12 protein-coding genes and 1 riboswitch are annotated in these 16,009 nt (G+C 59.2%); of the genes, 9 read left to right on the top strand and 3 right to left on the bottom strand.

What is annotated here, in order from left to right; all coding sequences use genetic code 11:
- Positions 1-62 precede the first annotated feature (62 nt).
- From rfbD to QU667_RS10165, 3 genes are all read right to left on the bottom strand, one after another.
- Entirely contained in the window at positions 63-917 is an 855-nt protein-coding gene (rfbD, locus tag QU667_RS10175) for a dTDP-4-dehydrorhamnose reductase (protein WP_304987063.1), read from the bottom strand.
- 84 nt (positions 918-1,001) lie between these two features.
- The gene (locus QU667_RS10170; RefSeq protein ID WP_304987062.1) at positions 1,002-2,432 is read right to left on the bottom strand and encodes a sensor histidine kinase; all 1,431 of its coding nucleotides are present in this window, start codon (positions 2,430-2,432) and stop codon (positions 1,002-1,004) included.
- A complete protein-coding gene (locus QU667_RS10165; protein ID WP_304987061.1) occupies positions 2,416-3,105 on the bottom strand; it encodes a response regulator transcription factor in 690 nt (229 codons plus the stop codon). Before QU667_RS10165 ends, QU667_RS10170 begins: the two co-directional genes overlap by 17 nt.
- 178 nt (positions 3,106-3,283) lie before the next feature.
- Between QU667_RS10165 and rsmI the strand changes: the two genes are divergently transcribed.
- The 9 genes from rsmI to meaB all read left to right on the top strand — a co-directional run bounded on the left by rsmI (position 3,284) and on the right by meaB (position 16,008).
- A complete protein-coding gene (gene rsmI / locus QU667_RS10160; protein ID WP_304987060.1) occupies positions 3,284-4,138 on the top strand; it encodes a 16S rRNA (cytidine(1402)-2'-O)-methyltransferase in 855 nt (284 codons plus the stop codon).
- Positions 4,139-4,442: 304 nt separating this feature from the next.
- Complete coding sequence (locus tag QU667_RS10155; protein ID WP_304987058.1) at positions 4,443-5,867, top strand: ATP-binding protein; 1,425 nt, start codon at positions 4,443-4,445, stop codon at positions 5,865-5,867.
- A 102-nt stretch (positions 5,868-5,969) separates the two neighbouring features.
- The gene (gene metG, locus QU667_RS10150; protein WP_304987057.1) at positions 5,970-7,508 is read left to right on the top strand and encodes a methionine--tRNA ligase; all 1,539 of its coding nucleotides are present in this window, start codon (positions 5,970-5,972) and stop codon (positions 7,506-7,508) included.
- Entirely contained in the window at positions 7,505-8,293 is a 789-nt protein-coding gene (locus QU667_RS10145; RefSeq protein WP_304987056.1) for a TatD family hydrolase, read from the top strand. The genes metG and QU667_RS10145 overlap by 4 nt, the downstream gene beginning before the upstream one ends.
- Before the next feature lie 42 nt (positions 8,294-8,335).
- Positions 8,336-8,485: a secretion protein HlyD gene (locus QU667_RS10140; RefSeq protein ID WP_071985981.1), complete on the top strand. Its 150-nt coding sequence runs from the start codon at positions 8,336-8,338 to the stop codon at positions 8,483-8,485.
- A 217-nt stretch (positions 8,486-8,702) separates the two neighbouring features.
- Complete coding sequence (locus QU667_RS10135) at positions 8,703-9,440, top strand: ubiquitin-like domain-containing protein (RefSeq protein ID WP_304987055.1); 738 nt, start codon at positions 8,703-8,705, stop codon at positions 9,438-9,440.
- 107 nt (positions 9,441-9,547) lie between these two features.
- Positions 9,548-9,780, top strand: a riboswitch (cobalamin riboswitch).
- A gap of 445 nt (positions 9,781-10,225) precedes the next feature.
- Complete coding sequence (locus QU667_RS10130) at positions 10,226-12,409, top strand: methylmalonyl-CoA mutase family protein (RefSeq protein WP_304987054.1); 2,184 nt, start codon at positions 10,226-10,228, stop codon at positions 12,407-12,409.
- On the top strand, positions 12,409-14,607 hold the full coding sequence (gene scpA / locus QU667_RS10125; protein ID WP_304987053.1) for a methylmalonyl-CoA mutase: 2,199 nt from the start codon (positions 12,409-12,411) through the stop codon (positions 14,605-14,607). Before QU667_RS10130 ends, scpA begins: the two co-directional genes overlap by 1 nt.
- A gap of 222 nt (positions 14,608-14,829) precedes the next feature.
- Positions 14,830-16,008, top strand: a complete 1,179-nt coding sequence (gene meaB / locus QU667_RS10120) for a methylmalonyl Co-A mutase-associated GTPase MeaB (RefSeq protein WP_304987052.1) — start codon at positions 14,830-14,832, stop codon at positions 16,006-16,008.
- Position 16,009 lies beyond the last annotated feature (1 nt).

Below are 16,009 nucleotides of genomic sequence, written 5' to 3'. Positions count from 1 at the left end.
TGAGGCATATTTGTCACGGGTCTGTTAGGGTATACAATACGGCGAGAGGGATAACGTTTCCTCTATGCCCTTGCTTCTCTCAGCTCCTCCAAGAACCGCCCAACCGCATCCTCCCACGCCGGCAGCCGGGGAAAGCCCGCCTCGTCGAGGGATTTTTTGCTCAGGCGCGAGTTCTTCGGGCGCGTCGCCTTCGTCGGGTACATATGCGAGGGGACGGAGGTGACGTTCACATCCAAGCCCGCCTGACGGAAGATCTCGGCGGCGAATTTTGCCCACGAGCAGTACCCCTCGTTCGTTGCGTGATAGATGCCGTACTTCTCCGATTCGAGCATATCCACGAGCAGCGGGGCGAGGTCGCGCGTATAGGTGGGCGAGCCGATCTGATCGGCGACGATGGAGAGGCTCTTGTGGGTTCCCGCGAGTTCAAGCATGGTCTTTACGAAGTTTTTGCCATGCGCACCGAAGACCCACGAGGTGCGCACGATGAAGTATTTGTCGAGGTGCTGCTGTACCGCCTCCTCACCCGCGAGTTTCGACGCACCGTAGACGTTGTGCGGAGCAGTGAGCGCGTTCGTTTCGTGCGGGGTGTCGCCCGTGCCGGGGAAAACGTAGTCCGTGCTGACGTAGAGGAGCTTTGCATCCCGCTCGCGGGCGAGCCGTGCAAGGATCTCCGTGCCCGCCGCATTGACCTTGTGGCAGAGACTCGGCTCGTCCTCCGCCTTGTCCACTGCGGTGTATGCAGCCGCGTGGAGGATGGCGTCGGGCTCCGTCGCCTCAAGGACGGCACGCATGACGTTCTCGTCGGACAGCGGGAAGAGCTTTGAGGAAACACCGTGTACCTCGTGCCCGCGCGCTTTGCACTCCTCCACGCAGTCGTACCCCAACTGTCCTGTTGCTCCGGTGATGAGGATTTTCATAGCAATCCGCCTTTCTTTTTCTTTTTTTCCATTGTATCACAAAAGGCGCTGTCTGTGTACCGCACAGACAACGCCTTTTCTTGTTCATTCGTGTATGGTTGGGATCATGAGGGTGATGGTCGTCCCTTTGTTCACGGCACTCTGAAGCGAGATCCTGATGTCATGCCGATCGGCGATCCAGCGTGCGATGGAGAGTCCGAGTCCGGAGCCGCCCGTCTCCTTCGTGCGTGAGGAGTCGACGCGGTAGAACCGATCGAAGATGCGCGGCTGATGCTCGGGCGCGATGCCGATGCCGTCGTCGGCGATGGTTACCATGACCCTGCTGCCGTCCGCCGTCTCCACGGAGGAAACGCGGATGTGACCGCCCTCCGGCGTATACTTGAGACTGTTCTCCAGGAATACGCGCAGCAGCTGCCGCAGGAGTACGGGGTCGCCGTTGACGAGGGCGGGATCGTTCGTGCCGAGGGCGACCTCGTGCGAGGTCGTGACGGTCTGCATCTTCTCCATCGTATCGGCGAGCAGCGCGGCGAAGTCGACCTCCTCCTTGTTGACTGCCTGCCGCTTTTGGTCGGCACGCGCGAGGAAGAGCAGCTTTTCGATGAGCTGCTGCATATTCTCCGCCTCCGAGCGGATGGCGGTGATGCCCTCGTCGAGTGTGTTCCTGTCCTCGCGCCCCCAGCGTGAGAGCATATCCGAGTAGCCGAGGATGACCGTGAGCGGCGTGCGCAGCTCATGCGAGGCATCCGAGACAAAACGCTGTTGCTGCAGGAAGCCCTCCTGCAGGCGGTCGAGCATCCGGTTGAACGTCTGCGCCAGCTCCGAGAGCTCGTCGCGTGCGTGCGGTACGTCGAGGCGTTTGCCGAGGCGTTCCACCTCGATGCTGCGTGCCGTCCATGTGATCTCGCGGATGGGTTTCAGGATGCGTACACTGATGAAATGCGCCGCCGCGAGCGCGAGGACGAAGCAGATGGCGACGGTGTAGAAGAGAAGCCGTTGGAGGGCATTGAAAAAATCCTTTTCCGTCGTAATTGTGCGAAAAAAATGGATCTGATAGGACAGTCCGCCGAACGAAACTGTGCGCCGCGCGTGATAGACCGCCCCGTTGCGGAAGTCCGAGACCTCCATCTCGGGATTTGCCCAGATCGGTGTCGGCACACGCGCCGCCTCAATCGTTTCGATGGAGGGGAAATGGGCATCCGTGTCGAGCACAACGCGCCCGGTCTCATCTGTGATCCGCACGATGACACCGGGGATGACAGGTCCCTCGAACCAGAACTTTGCCTCCGCCGCATTTCCGCTCTCGATGTTGCTCATCACATGGTGAATGCTGCGGTCGAGATCCACCTCCGCCTGTCGGTAGAAATAGATGTACGCGCCCATCCCCAGAATCGCCGTCGATATGATGAGGACGAAAAAGAGGATGGCTGCGTACATGAGCGTGATCTTCGTGGAGATGCGGACGTAGAAATACCGGTCGATCCAACGGCCAAAGCGTGTCCTAGTCGCGGACAACATACCCGACGCCCCGCACCGTGTAGATGTACTTCTTGTTGAAGCGGTCATCCAGCTTGGCGCGCAGGTAACGGATATAGACATCGACCACGTTCGTCTCGCCCGTGTAGTCGAACCCCCATACCTCCTGCAAAATCTGATCGCGTGTCAATACCGTGCGCTTGTTGCGCAGGAGGTATTCGAGCAGGTCGTATTCGCGCTTTGTGAGGGCGACGGTCTCGCCGTCCACCTGCACCTCGTAGCGCGAGAGGAACATGATGAGGTTCTTCACCGTGAGACGGTCGGAGGCATCCTCCGTCGAAATGTCGCGGCGGCGCAGTGCGTTGCGGATACGTGCGAGCAGCTCGGGCACGGCGAACGGCTTCGTGATGTAGTCGTCCGCGCCGGTGTCAAGCCCCTCCACGCGATCCTCGACCGCGTCGCGTGCCGTCAGCATGATGATGGGCACGTTCGAGACCGTACGGACACGGCGGCAGATCTCGATGCCGTCCATGCCGGGCAGCATCACGTCGAGCAGCACAATGTCGAAGTTCTCCTGAATGATGCGCTCGTACGCACGCGTGCCGTTGCCCTCCGTCTCCGCCTCAAAGCCCTCGTGCTCCAGCTCCATCTGGAGGAAACGTGCAATGCGTACCTCGTCCTCCACAATGAGGACGCGTGTTTTCTTTTCATCCATAAAATCCACCTCGTTTGCATTCTAATATTATGTTCTTACTATATACGAACATGGAGGAAATGAAAAGATCGAAACGGGAAATATAATCGAACTTTTAGTCGTTAGCGTTTTTTATAAGCCTCGCTTGACAATGCTTCATTCGTGCTCCACAATGGGAGAAAATGAACGGAGGAATGACATGGAACAGACGGGACGGCTCTATCTGTGTGCGACCCCCATCGGCAACCTCGCGGACATCACCTATCGCGCCGTCGAGATGCTGCGCACGGCGGATGTGATCGCCGCCGAGGACACGCGGCACACGCGCGGACTCCTCGCGCACTACGACATCCACACGCCCATGACGAGCTACCACGAGCACAACAAGGAGGAAAAGGGCGCGGAGCTGATCGAACGCCTCCGTGCAGGGGAAGACATCGTCTGCGTCAGCGACGCGGGGCTGCCGGGCATTGCCGATCCCGGCGGCGACCTCGCACGGCGAGCCATCGCAGCGGGCATCCCCGTCACCCCTCTGCCGGGCGCGAACGCTGCACTCTCCGCACTCATCTGCGCGGGACTGCCGCTCGATGGCTTTACCTTCGTCGGATTCCTCCCGCGCAAGGAGAAGAAGCGGCGCGAACTGCTCGCCCGCATCGCCGCTTACCCCGAGACACTCATCTTCTACGAGGCACCGCACCGTCTGCGTGAGACGCTTGCCGCGCTCGCGGCGGGGCTCGGCGCACAGCGGCGTGCGTGTGCCGCGCGGGAACTGACGAAGAAGTTCGAGGAGTTTCGCCGCACGACCCTCGGCGAACTCCTCGCGCACTATCGGGAGCACGAACCGCGCGGCGAGTTCGTCCTCATCGTTGCGGGCGCGGACGAGAATGCTCCTGCTGCGGATGCGGCGGAGGAGATGTCTCTCACGGAGCGTTATGCGGCACACATCGCCAAAGGTTTGGACAAGAAGGAAGCCATGCGCCGCACCGCCCAGGAACTCGGCATCGCGCGGCGGGATGTGTATCAGGCACTCTTGGCGGGGGACGTGGTTCTCTGATAAGTGTTACGGCAGAATGCGAACAGCGATGCTCCTAAGCAAACCATAGTGGAGCAAGCGGGAAAAGGGGGCGGTACGCCCCGCTGGACTTCTTTCGTTCAAGCGTAGCGCGTTTAAGAAGTCCGGCGGTATTTGAGCGTACAAGCACACGAACGCTTGCGCAACTAAGTGTTTGCGTGGAGCACGCATGTCCGCAACATTTGACGTAGCCCCGGGGACGCGTGAGCCTTGCGATTTTTTCGCTGTTGTTGTATAATTTTCTAATCACGATTATTATAATCACGATTAGAAAGATGGTGATGCTGTGTTTATTGGGCGCACCTGCGAACTTGAATTTCTACAAGAGTGCTACGACTCTCCGCGCGCTGAACTTATCGTCCTTTATGGACGGCGGCGCATTGGAAAAACGGAGCTTCTGCAGCAGTTCGCGCGGGATAAGGCTGCTGTGTTCTACGCCTGTACGGAGTGTACCGATCAGGAGCAGCTTGCCCGCTTTTCAAAGCGCATCTTGCAGACAGGTCTCCCTGCGGCGCGGTTTCTGACCTCGTTTTCGGATTGGGAGACGGCACTCAGGAGCATACAGGAGGTTCCATCCGAGGGGAAGAAACTTCTCATCATCGACGAGTTCCCCTATATGTGCGCAAGCCATCCCGAACTGCCGTCCATCCTGCAAAATCTTTGGGATCATGAGCTCTCGCGTGCAAACGTCATGCTCATTCTCTGCGGCAGTGCGATGAGCTTTATCGAGAACGAGCTGCTTGCCGAGCGGAATCCGCTGTATGGGCGGGCGACGGGCATCTACAAGCTGCTGCCGCTGCCCTTTGTCAGCGTACGGGAGTTTTTTCCGCAGTACAGTGTGGAGGATCAGGTCGCAGTCTATGCGATTCTCGGCGGTATTCCCTACTATTTGATTCAGTTTCAACCCGAGAAAACTCTCGAAGAAAATATCTGCAAGAACATCCTGCAAAAGGGCTGCGTGCTCTACAGCGAGGTGGAGTTTCTGCTTCGACAGGAGCTGCGCGAAACGAGTGTCTACAATGCCATCATTGAGGCGGTGGCACTCGGCAACAACACATTGGCACTCATCCACAGCAAGACGCAGATCGAGAAAACGAAGATCAGCGTTTATCTGAAGAACCTCATGGAGATTGGCATCATCGAGCGCGAGTTTTCTGTGCTCTCCACTGTGAAGGAACGCACGGGCAGCGGGCGGGGACTGTATCAGCTGACGGATGCGTATTTCCGATTTTGGTACGCGTTCCTCTACGGCAGCCACTCGGAGCTTGAGGCGGGCGATGTGCGCGGTGTGTGGCAGCATCTCATTGCGCCGCAGCTGCATTCGTATGTCGCGCGTGCCTTTGAGAAGATCTGTGTGGAGCATCTGCGTGCGTGCAATCAGGCGGGGACGCTGCCATTTCACTTTGTCAAGATCGGTCGATGGTGGGAGAAGGTCACGCACACCGCAGATGGGAAAAGGCGTACCGTGTCGGAGGAGATCGACATTGTTGCCGCAGATCGCACGGAGCAGAACTTTTTACTCGCGGAATGTAAATTTCGTCGTGCACCCGCCGATCTTGACGTACTTCGACAGTTGCAGGACAAATTTCCGCAAAAGAAATATCCCGGGAACTATCACTATATGATCTTTTCCTTCTACGGCTTTACCGAGCGTTTGCGGGAGGCTGCGGCACGGGAGAATGTGCGGCTCGTGTCCGGAGAGGACTTGTAGCTGTTATGGATAGGGGTTCAGGTGCGATATTGAAAGCGCGCCGCGCGTGTGCTACTATATAATACATCAAATAATACATCAAATCGAAACGAGGCATGATTTATGAGCGAAAAGACACCATTTTACATCACGACACCCATCTACTACCCGAGCGCGAAGCTGCACATCGGACACGCATACTGCACGACGGTCGCGGACACGATCGCGCGGTTCAAGCGGCTTGCGGGCTACGATGTGTTCTTTCTGACCGGCTCGGATGAGCATGGGCAGAAGATTCAGCAGGCGGCGGAGAAGGAGGGCGTGACGCCCCTTCAGTACGTTGACCGCATTGTTGCGGGCTTTCAGGAGCTGTGGCGGCTGCTCGGCATCTCCTACGACGACTTCATCCGCACGTCGGAGGAGCGTCATCACGAACTCGTACAGCATATTTTCCAAAAAATCTACGATCAGGGCGACATCTACAAGGGCGCGTACAAGGGGCTGTACTGTACGCCGTGTGAGAGCTACTGGACGAAGCTGCAGCTCGATGAAAACGGCTGCTGCCCCGACTGCCATCGCCCCGTGCAGGAGGTTGCGGAGGAGGCGTACTTCTTCCGCATGAGCAAGTATGCGGATCGTCTGCTTGCCTACATCAAGGAGCACCCCGACTTTATTCAGCCCGCCTCGCGCCGCAACGAGATGATTGCGTTCATCGAGCAGGGGCTTGAGGATCTGTGCGTCTCGCGCACCTCGTTCGACTGGGGCATCCCCGTGCCGTTCGACCCGAAGCACGTCGTCTACGTCTGGTTCGACGCGCTCACGAACTACCTTACGCCGATCGGCTACATGGACGACAAGGCGAAATTCAACCACTACTGGCCGGCGGACGTACACCTTGTCGGCAAGGAGATCGTGCGTTTTCACACGATCATCTGGGGCTGTATGCTGATGGCACTCGGGCTGGATCTTCCGAAAAAGGTCTACGGGCACGGTTGGCTCATCGTGGACGGCGCAAAGATGTCGAAGTCCGTCGGCAACGTGGTCGATCCGATTGCACTCATCGAGGAGTTCGGTGCGGATGCCGTGCGCTACTTCCTGCTGCGCGAGATCACGCTCGGGCAGGACGGCAACATCTCCCGCGACACGCTCATCGGGCGCATCAACGCCGATCTGGCGAACGATCTCGGCAATCTGCTGCACAGAACCCTTTCGATGGCAAAGAAATATCGGAAGGGCGTTGTCCGGAAGGGCGCGGGGCGCACGGACTTCGATGCGGCGCTTGAGGAAATGGCACAGGAGACCGTCAAGACCTATACGGCGCAGATGGAGCAGATGGAGCTGTCTGCTGCGATTAAGACGGCGTGGGCACTGATCTCGCGCACCAATAAATACATTGATGAAACAGCGCCGTGGACGCTCGCAAAGGACGAAGCGCGGGCGGCGGCGCTTGACGCCGTGCTCTATCATCTCATCGAATCGCTGCGCGTGACGAGCATCCTGATCTCGCCGTTCCTGCCCGTGACCGCACGTCGCATCCACGAGCAGCTGGGCTTTGCGTCGGACTTTGACAGCGTGCAGCTCTCCGATGCCGTGTGGGGCGGCACGGAGGACGGGCATACGGTCGGCACAGCGGAGCAGCTTTTTCCGCGCATCGAAGTATGAGCGCGGTATTCATCGACACCCACGCCCACCTCTGCGATGAGAAATTCGACGAGGATCGCGTGGAGGTGATTGCACGCGCCGCCGAGGCGGGGGTCGCGCAGATTATCAGCATGGGGGACACGATGGCGGCATCGGCACAGGTCGTTGCGGATGCGGAGCAGTATCCCGCACTCTATGCCGCCGTTGGCGTGCATCCCGAGAGCGCGTGCGTGCTGACGGATGCGGAGCGCGCACAACTTCTTGCGTGGGCGAATCATCCGAAGGTGGTCGCGATCGGTGAGATCGGGCTCGACTACTACTGGGAGAAAGATCCGCAGGTGCGTGCCGTGCAACGGGAGATGTTCGTCACGCAGCTGGACATTGCACGTGCGGCGGGACTGCCCGTCTGCATCCACGACCGCGAGGCGCACGGCGATACACTTGCGATACTGAGGACGGAGGGGCAGGGGGTTACGGGCGTGCTCCACTGCTACTCGGGCAGTCTTGAGATGGCGCGTGCGCTGTGGAAGATGGGGTACTATATCGGCATCGACGGACCCCTTACGTTCAAGAATGCGGCAAAGCTGCCCGACATCGTGCGCGAAGCGCCGCGTGAGCGTTTGCTCATCGAAACGGACAGCCCCTACCTCGCGCCCGTACCGAGGCGCGGCAAGCGCAACGAGCCCGCCTATGTCGCCTTTGTTGCGGCAAAGATCGCAGAGCTGCGCGAAGAGAGTGTGGAGGAGGTCGCGACGTACACAACGGAGAACGCGCGGCGGCTGTATCCGAAGCTGGGTGTGGGATGACGCACGGCGCAAGCCCGATGTACCTAGGGAATCGCTGATAAAATGAAGTCTGTCAGATTGGTGCAGATTTTTTGCCCTGTCAAGGAGACAAACCGGACTCATAGCAAGGGCTATGTGGAGGATTTGTCGACAATGAGAGGGCGAAAAAGATACGCCAAGATGGCACGGCTGAATTTATCGGTGCTTCCCTAGCTCTTTGAAACAGCATTCCAACGATTTTCTTGTTCTATCGTATATCATCGCCCTGTGCGTGGAGAAATTCTCTGCGTGCAGGGCTTTTGTGTGGGACGAATATCCTTCTCAGTGGCGGGAAAGGTGTGAAAACACGGGCTGAAAATATTCTGAATCCCATTTTTCATGAAAAATTCAGCGTAAAGTGGGAAAATGCCATCAGCAAAGGGGGAGTTCTATGCAGTGGAAGAAACTGGGACAGCTGATTCAGACAAAGAAAAACACCTTGTTCTGCGCTACGTTGGCGGGGATGATGCTTTTTTCCAGCGGATTCACGATGAACGGATTGCCGAAGAATATGCAGCGCGTGAGCGTGCACGTGGACGGCAAGACCATCACCGACATGACGGTGCAGACGAGACCCGATGATATTTTTGAGAAGCTTGGCGTACAGCTCGGTGCGAAGGACACCTACGAGGTGTTTCACAACGAGGGGGAACGCCATACCGAGATTTCTGTGCGCCGTGCCGTTCCCGTGAGCATCTCGTTCTGGGATGACACGCAGCAGGTTATGACGAGCGGGCGCACCGTCGGCGATGTCATAGCGGAGTACGGCTATAACCCGCATGAGGTGGACGTAACACCGTCCATGGATACCCCCGTCACGGCGGATCTTGTGATCGAACTGACGGAGAACGAGCAGGCAGCCGAACAGCGCCGTGCGCGTGAGCGCGAGGCGGATCGCGTGAGCCGCGGCATTCCGCGCTACCGTGCGGCATACACGATGTACGCATCGGCGTACCTTCCGGGGGACGGCGGCGGCAGCGGTGTCACGGCGACGGGCATGGTCGCCCGCCGCGGCGTCGTCGCGGTCGATCCCGACATCATTCCGCTCGGCTCGCGCCTCTACATCCCCGGCTACGGCGAGGCGATTGAGTTCGGCCGTCGCAGCGTCGAGGTCTATGTCATCGACTAATTGAATTTATGCATAAAAGGAATCACTGTGAGATAATTCACGCAGTGATTCTTTTTTTGTTGACAAAGGAAGTCTTTAGTGGTACTATTCTATCGTACCATAAAAACTAAATATGTATTGGATCAAGTGCAGAGGTTTTGTTTGACAGAGCCTCGATTGCTTCATAGGGAATCCGGTATGGGAGTTATGGACTTCATAAGCCGGAGCGGTCACGCCACTGTAACAGGGAGCGAGTCCACGCGCTGACCTTGCGTCAGCAGTCACTGGGGGGAAATCTCCGGGAAGGTGTGGATGAGCGATGAACTGGAGCCAGGAGACCTGCTTGATTGACAATCACCGATTGACCTGCGAGTGATGGGGATGGAGATTTTGCGGATTCGTTCGCCTCAAGAGAGAGTTTGGCATCATAGACCGAACCAAATGGGGAACTGAGTAACGATACCGAAAAAGCCCGTTCTGCACACCGTGGAATGGGCTTTTTCTTTGCATACATTCCGGTGGTGCGTGGAACGATCCTGAGGAGATCTGTGTGTATGTGAAAAGAATCCCATACCCAGAGATTTCCCCGGGATGAAGGAGTATGCGCTCCTTGGGGAAACATTGCTCATCTTTTCAGTTCTCGTTTTGCTTCCTATATGGAAGCTACGCTCTGAGGGTGGAAGCTCAGGGCGATTTTTTTTCAAGGAATGCAATTCCGCGCAATATGCCAGAATTGCTTTTTTCTTAGTCTGTTCATCCATTGAACGGACAGAGCCTTCCCGCAATAAATTAAAGGAGGACGTACTATGCCGGAAGAAAAAGAACGGTCGAGTGACGAGGAACTTCAGAAACTTCTGAAGAAATCGGCGGACATTGAGGATTTCCCCGACGTTCCGCTCGATGAATTCACGCCGCCCACAGACGAGGAGTGGAAAGCCGCGTGCGAGGCACTCCTCAAGGGCGCACCGTTTGAGAAGAAGATGTTCACAAAGACCTACGAGGGCATCACCTTCGACCCGATGTATACGCGGAAACACACGGAGGAGATCCTGCCGAAGAGTGTGATGCCCGGCATGGGAGACTACCTGCGCGGCGTGGACGCGGCAGGCTACATCGGGCGGCCGTGGGGCATCGCGCAGGCGTGCGATGAGACGCTGCCGTCGGAGAACAATGAGCTCCTGCGCCACGAGAACGACAAGGGCTCGACGATCTACCACATCGTACTTGACTCCGCTTCACGTGCGGGGATTGACGCGCGTCAGGCGGAGAAGGTCGGCGACCTCGGTACGAGTGTCACGACGGTCGAGGATATGCACACCATGCTCGCGGGACTTGATCTTGCGAAATTCCCGCTCTATATCTATGCGGGCGCGAATGCCGTCCCCCTGCTCTCCCTCGTTGCGGCGGCGCGTCGCGCGGCGGGCGAGGATGTGGGGAAGCTGCATGGCATCATCGGCGCGGATCCCATCGGCGCATTCGTGACGGACGGGAAGCTCCCCGCCTCCCTCGATGCCCACTATGACAGCCTCGCGGCGGCGGCACGTTGGGCGACGGCACATGCGCCGCGCGTCAGGACGGTGTTCGTCCGCAGCGATGTCTACAGCAGCGGCGGCGCAAACGATGTGCAGGAGGTCGCTGCGTGTCTGGCGACGGCGGCGGCGTATCTGCGCGCACTGTGCGAGCGCGGGCTGACGATTGACGAGGCGGCGGCGCAGATCGCGTTCGGCTTCTCCATGGGCGCGAACTTCTTCCTGCAGATCGCAAAGCTCCGCGCTGTGCGTCCGATCTGGGCGCAGATTGTAAAGGCGTTCGGCGGCAGCGCCGAATCGCAGAAGATGCACATCCACGCACGCCCCGCGCTCTTCTTCAAGACCATCTACGATCCGTATGTCAATATGCTCCGCAATACGACGGAGATCTTCTCGGGCGTCGTGGGCGGTATCGACTCGTTCGAGAGTGCGCCGTTCGACGAGCCGATCCGCAAGGGGGACGAGTTCTCGCGCCGCATCGCACGCAACATCCAGATCATGCTCCAAGAGGAGTTCGGCCTCCTCCAGCCCATCGACCCCGCGGGCGGCTCGTGGGCGGTCGAGACGCTGACGCGCCAGATGAAGGAAAAAATCTGGGCGCAGTTCCAAGAGATCGAGAAGCAGGGCGGCATCGTCGCGGCACTGCGCAGCGGCTTCGTGCAGGAGGGCATCGCCAAGGTGCTTGAGAGCCGCTTTAAGAGTGCGGATCTGCGCAAGGATCGCATTGTCGGCAACAATATGTACCCGAACATGACGGAGACCCTGCTCGACCCGCGTCCTGAGGACACGGCGGCGCTCAAGGAACAGCGCACGAAAGACATCGAGGCGTATCTCTCGGACATCGACACGGTGCATCGCGATGAGGCGCTTGCGGCATTCAAGGCGGACGGCACCCTTGACCATGGCATCGAGGCGGCGCTTGCGGGAGCGACGATTGCAGAGCTCATGGCGGCGGTCACGGAAGGGAAGGGCGCGGAGCAGATCGCTGCGATTGCGCCGCACCGTTGGAGCGAGCGGTTCGAAACGCTCCGAAGGCGCACGGAGGACTACAAGGCGGAGAAGAACGACAACGTGAAGATCTTCCTCGCGAACATGGGTCCGATCCCGCAGCACAAGGCGCGCGCGGACTTTACCACGGGCTTTTTGCAGGTCGGTGCGTTCGAGGTGCTGACGAACGACGGGTTCAAGACCGTCGAGGAGGCGGCGGATGCGGCACGTGCGAGCGGTGCGGATGCGGTCGTCATCTGCTCCACGGATGCGACCTACCCCGAGATCGTCCCCGCACTCGCGCCGAAGCTCCACGAGGTACTGCCGAATGCGCGCGTGTTCCTCGCGGGCGCTGCGCCGAAAGATCTGCTTGAAACGTACAAGGAAGCGGGCATTGACGAATACATCTCCGTCCGTGCGAACTGCTATGAGGTGCTTGAGAGCCTTCAGAAAAAGAAAGGGATGATTGCGTAATGGCAGGCTTTACGAACCCGGATTTCACGGGGATGAGCCTCGGCGAAAGCCCGTCCGCAGACTCCAAGGAGTGGCGCGCCCTCTTCGAGGGGGCGACGGGGCGGACGTTTGAGGCGCTCACGCACAAGACGATGGAGCGTGTGCCCGTGAAACCGTTCTATGATCACGATGTATACGCGCACATGAACCACCTCGACTTTGCGAGCGGCATCCCGCCGTGCCTCAGAGGCCCGTACTCCACGATGTACGTGTTCCGTCCGTGGACGGTGCGCCAGTACGCAGGCTTCTCGACGGCAGAGGAGTCGAACGCATTCTATCGTCGCAACCTCGCCGCAGGGCAGAAAGGTCTTTCCATCGCGTTCGACCTCCCGACCCATCGCGGCTATGATGCAGACAACCCGCGCGTCGTCGGCGACGTGGGCAAGGCGGGCGTTTCCGTCTGCTCCATGCTGGACATGAACATCCTGTTTTCGGGCATCCCGCTCGATCAGATGTCCGTCTCCATGACGATGAACGGCGCCGTTCTGCCGATCCTCGCCTTCTTCATCGTATCGGGCGAGGAGCAGGGCGTTGACAAGAAGATCATGGCGGGGACGATCCAGAACGACATCCTGAAGGAGTTCATGGTTCGTAACACGTACATCTACCCGCCGGAGATGTCCATGCGCATCATCGGCGACATCTTCGAGTACACGACGAAGTATATGCCGAAGTTCAACAGCATCTCCATCTCCGGCTACCATATGCAGGAGGCGGGCGCACCTGCGGACATCGAGCTGGGCTACACGCTCGCGGACGGTCTTGAGTACATCCGTACGGGCATCAAGGCGGGGCTCGCCGTCGACGACTTTGCAAAGCGTCTCTCGTTCTTCTGGGCAATCGGCAAGAACTACTTCATGGAGATTGCAAAGATGCGTGCGGCGCGTGTCCTGTGGGCGAAGATTGTCAAATCCTTCGGCGCGAAGAACGACAAGTCGATGGCGCTCCGTACGCACAGTCAGACCTCGGGTTGGTCGCTGACGGCGCAGGATCCGTTTAACAACATCGCCCGCACGGCGATGGAGGCGATGGGCGCGGCGCTCGGCCACACGCAGTCCCTCCACACGAACGCACTCGACGAGGCGATCGCGCTCCCGACGGACTTCTCTGCACGCATCGCACGTAACACGCAGCTCTACATCCAGGATGAGACGAGCGTGTGCAAGATCATCGACCCGTGGGGCGGCTCGTACTACGTTGAGGCGCTCACGAACGAGATCATCCGCCGCGCGTGGGCGCACATCCAGGAGGTCGAGGCACTCGGCGGCATGGCAAAGGCGATCTCGACGGGACTGCCGAAAATGCGCATCGAGGAGGCGGCGGCACGCCGTCAGGCGCAGATCGACTCCGGCATCGAGAGCATCGTCGGCGTGAACAAGTACCGTCTCGAAAAGGAAGATCCCCTGCAGATCCTCGCCATCGACAACACGGCGGTGCGTCAGGCGCAGGTGGAACGCCTCGAAAAGCTGCGTGCAGAGCGCAATGCGGACGATGTGCGCCGCTGCCTCGAAGGGATTACCAAGGCGGCGGAGAGCCGCGACAACGGCAACCTGCTCGAAGCGGCGGTCGATGCGGCACGCGTACGCGCCTCGCTCGGCGAGATCTCCGATGCGGTGGAAAAGGTCTCGGGACGCTTCCAGGCGGTCATTCACACGATTTCGGGCGTCTACTCCTCCGAGTTCACGGACAAGACCGAGCTCGAACGCGCCCGCGAGATGGCGGACGAGTTCGAGGAACTGACGGGTCGCCGTCCGCGTATCTTCGTCGCGAAGATGGGACAGGACGGACACGACCGCGGACAGAAGGTCATCGCGTCCTCCTTCGCCGACATGGGCTGGGACGTCGACGTGGGACCGCTCTTCCAGACCCCTGCCGAGACGGCGCAGGATGCCGTCGACAACGACGTACACATGGTCGGGTTCAGTTCACTGGCGGCGGGACACAACACACTCCTGCCGCAGCTCGTCGATGAGCTGAAGAAGCTCGGACGTGACGACATCATGGTCTGCATCGGCGGCGTCATCCCCGTGCAGGACTATGACAACCTCTACGAGCACGGCGCGGTCGCGATCTTCGCACCGGGCACGAACATCCCTGAGGCGGGCATCAAGCTCCTGACACTCCTCATTGAGCGGGCGAAGGAAGAAGCCGCAGGATGATATAGGGGAACACGGACGAAATCATCCACTCATCTAAGTGCATCTTTTTCGCCCTGCCATCGTCGCCAAATCCTCTGCATAGACCACTATGCGTCCGGTTTGTCTCCTTGACAGGACAAAAAATCTACACCAATCTGAGCGGATTCAATTCATCCGTGCTCCCCTGCGGCGCCGCCCTCGTTTTTGAGGGCGGCGTTTTGCCATATCACGAAAGGAGGAATTATGAGCGAAAAATATACCGTTGAACGACCCGACTGGGTACCCGAGGATGCCGACTGCAAATTTACGACCAGTGTCATGGGCGGGATCGAGGGCATCAAGGATCTGACCGTCGGCAATATCAATCCGAAACTCTTAAAAGGCACGGGAATGCCGCGCCGCAAACTCGTCATGAATGAGGACGACTATGTGACGGGTGTGGAGCGCGGCGACCGCATGACGCTCTCGCGTGCAATCACGCTGATTGAAAGCAACAGCAGCAAGCACTTCAAGCTCGCACAGCGCGTACTCCAACGCCTGCTGCCGCGTACGGGCAACGCCCTGCGCATCGGCATCACGGGTGTTCCGGGCGCGGGCAAGTCCACGATGATCGAGGCGTTCGGCAATATGCTCTGCGATGCGGGACACCGTGTCGCCGTCCTCACCGTCGATCCGACCAGTTCCGTGACAAAGGGCTCGATCCTCGGCGACAAGACGCGCATGGGCACGCTCTCACGCCGCCCCGAGGCATTCATCCGTCCCTCGCCCGCCGGCGGCACGCTCGGCGGCGTTGCACGCAAGAGCCGCGAAACGATGCTGCTCTGCGAGGCGGCGGGCTACGATGTCATCATCATCGAGACGGTCGGCGTCGGACAGTCCGAGACGACCGTGCGCTCGATGGTTGACTTCTTCCTGCTCGTCGTGCTAACGGGTGCGGGCGATGAACTGCAGGGCATCAAGAAGGGCATCATGGAGCTTGCCGATGCGATCGTCATTAACAAGGCGGACGGCGACAACCTGCTCAAGGCAAAGGTTGCGCGCGGGCAGTACGAGCGCATGATCGAGTTCATCCGTCCCGCGACGCCGGGCTGGGAGACGCACGCCTACCTCGCCTCCGCCGTCGAGAAGACGGGGCTTGCCGAACTCTGGGAGGTCATTCGCATCTTCCGCGATGTGACAACGGAGAGCGGCGTGTGGAAGAAGCGGCGTGACAGTCAGCTGCTCGACTGGATGAACAGCATGATCGACGAGCACCTGCACAACCTGTTCTTCGACGATGCCGTCGTGCGCGGACGGATGCCCGAGGTGAAGAATGCAATCCTCACAGGCGGCATCTCGCCGACACAGGCGGTCGCCGAACTCCTCGGCGTGTTCGACGTGCGCCGCGCGGCGGGGCGGCAGGTTGATCTCTTTACGAATTGAG

Origin of the sequence: Selenomonas dianae, assembly GCF_030644225.1 — a bacterium.
GTDB lineage: Bacteria > Bacillota > Negativicutes > Selenomonadales > Selenomonadaceae > Centipeda > Centipeda dianae.
The sequence above is the reverse complement of the archived record's forward strand: the minus strand, read 5'-3'. Positions and strand labels throughout refer to the sequence as shown.

Coding starts and splice junctions, on each gene's coding strand:
- metG (WP_304987057.1), top strand. CDS start 5,970: ATGAGCGAAAAGACACCATTTTACATCACGACACCCATCTACTACCCG.
- meaB (WP_304987052.1), top strand. CDS start 14,830: ATGAGCGAAAAATATACCGTTGAACGACCCGACTGGGTACCCGAGGAT.
- QU667_RS10145 (WP_304987056.1), top strand. CDS start 7,505: ATGAGCGCGGTATTCATCGACACCCACGCCCACCTCTGCGATGAGAAA.
- rsmI (WP_304987060.1), top strand. CDS start 3,284: ATGGAACAGACGGGACGGCTCTATCTGTGTGCGACCCCCATCGGCAAC.
- rfbD (WP_304987063.1), bottom strand. CDS start 917: ATGAAAATCCTCATCACCGGAGCAACAGGACAGTTGGGGTACGACTGC.
- QU667_RS10130 (WP_304987054.1), top strand. CDS start 10,226: ATGCCGGAAGAAAAAGAACGGTCGAGTGACGAGGAACTTCAGAAACTT.
- QU667_RS10165 (WP_304987061.1), bottom strand. CDS start 3,105: ATGGATGAAAAGAAAACACGCGTCCTCATTGTGGAGGACGAGGTACGC.
- QU667_RS10140 (WP_071985981.1), top strand. CDS start 8,336: ATGAAGTCTGTCAGATTGGTGCAGATTTTTTGCCCTGTCAAGGAGACA.
- QU667_RS10170 (WP_304987062.1), bottom strand. CDS start 2,432: ATGTTGTCCGCGACTAGGACACGCTTTGGCCGTTGGATCGACCGGTAT.
- QU667_RS10135 (WP_304987055.1), top strand. CDS start 8,703: ATGCAGTGGAAGAAACTGGGACAGCTGATTCAGACAAAGAAAAACACC.
- scpA (WP_304987053.1), top strand. CDS start 12,409: ATGGCAGGCTTTACGAACCCGGATTTCACGGGGATGAGCCTCGGCGAA.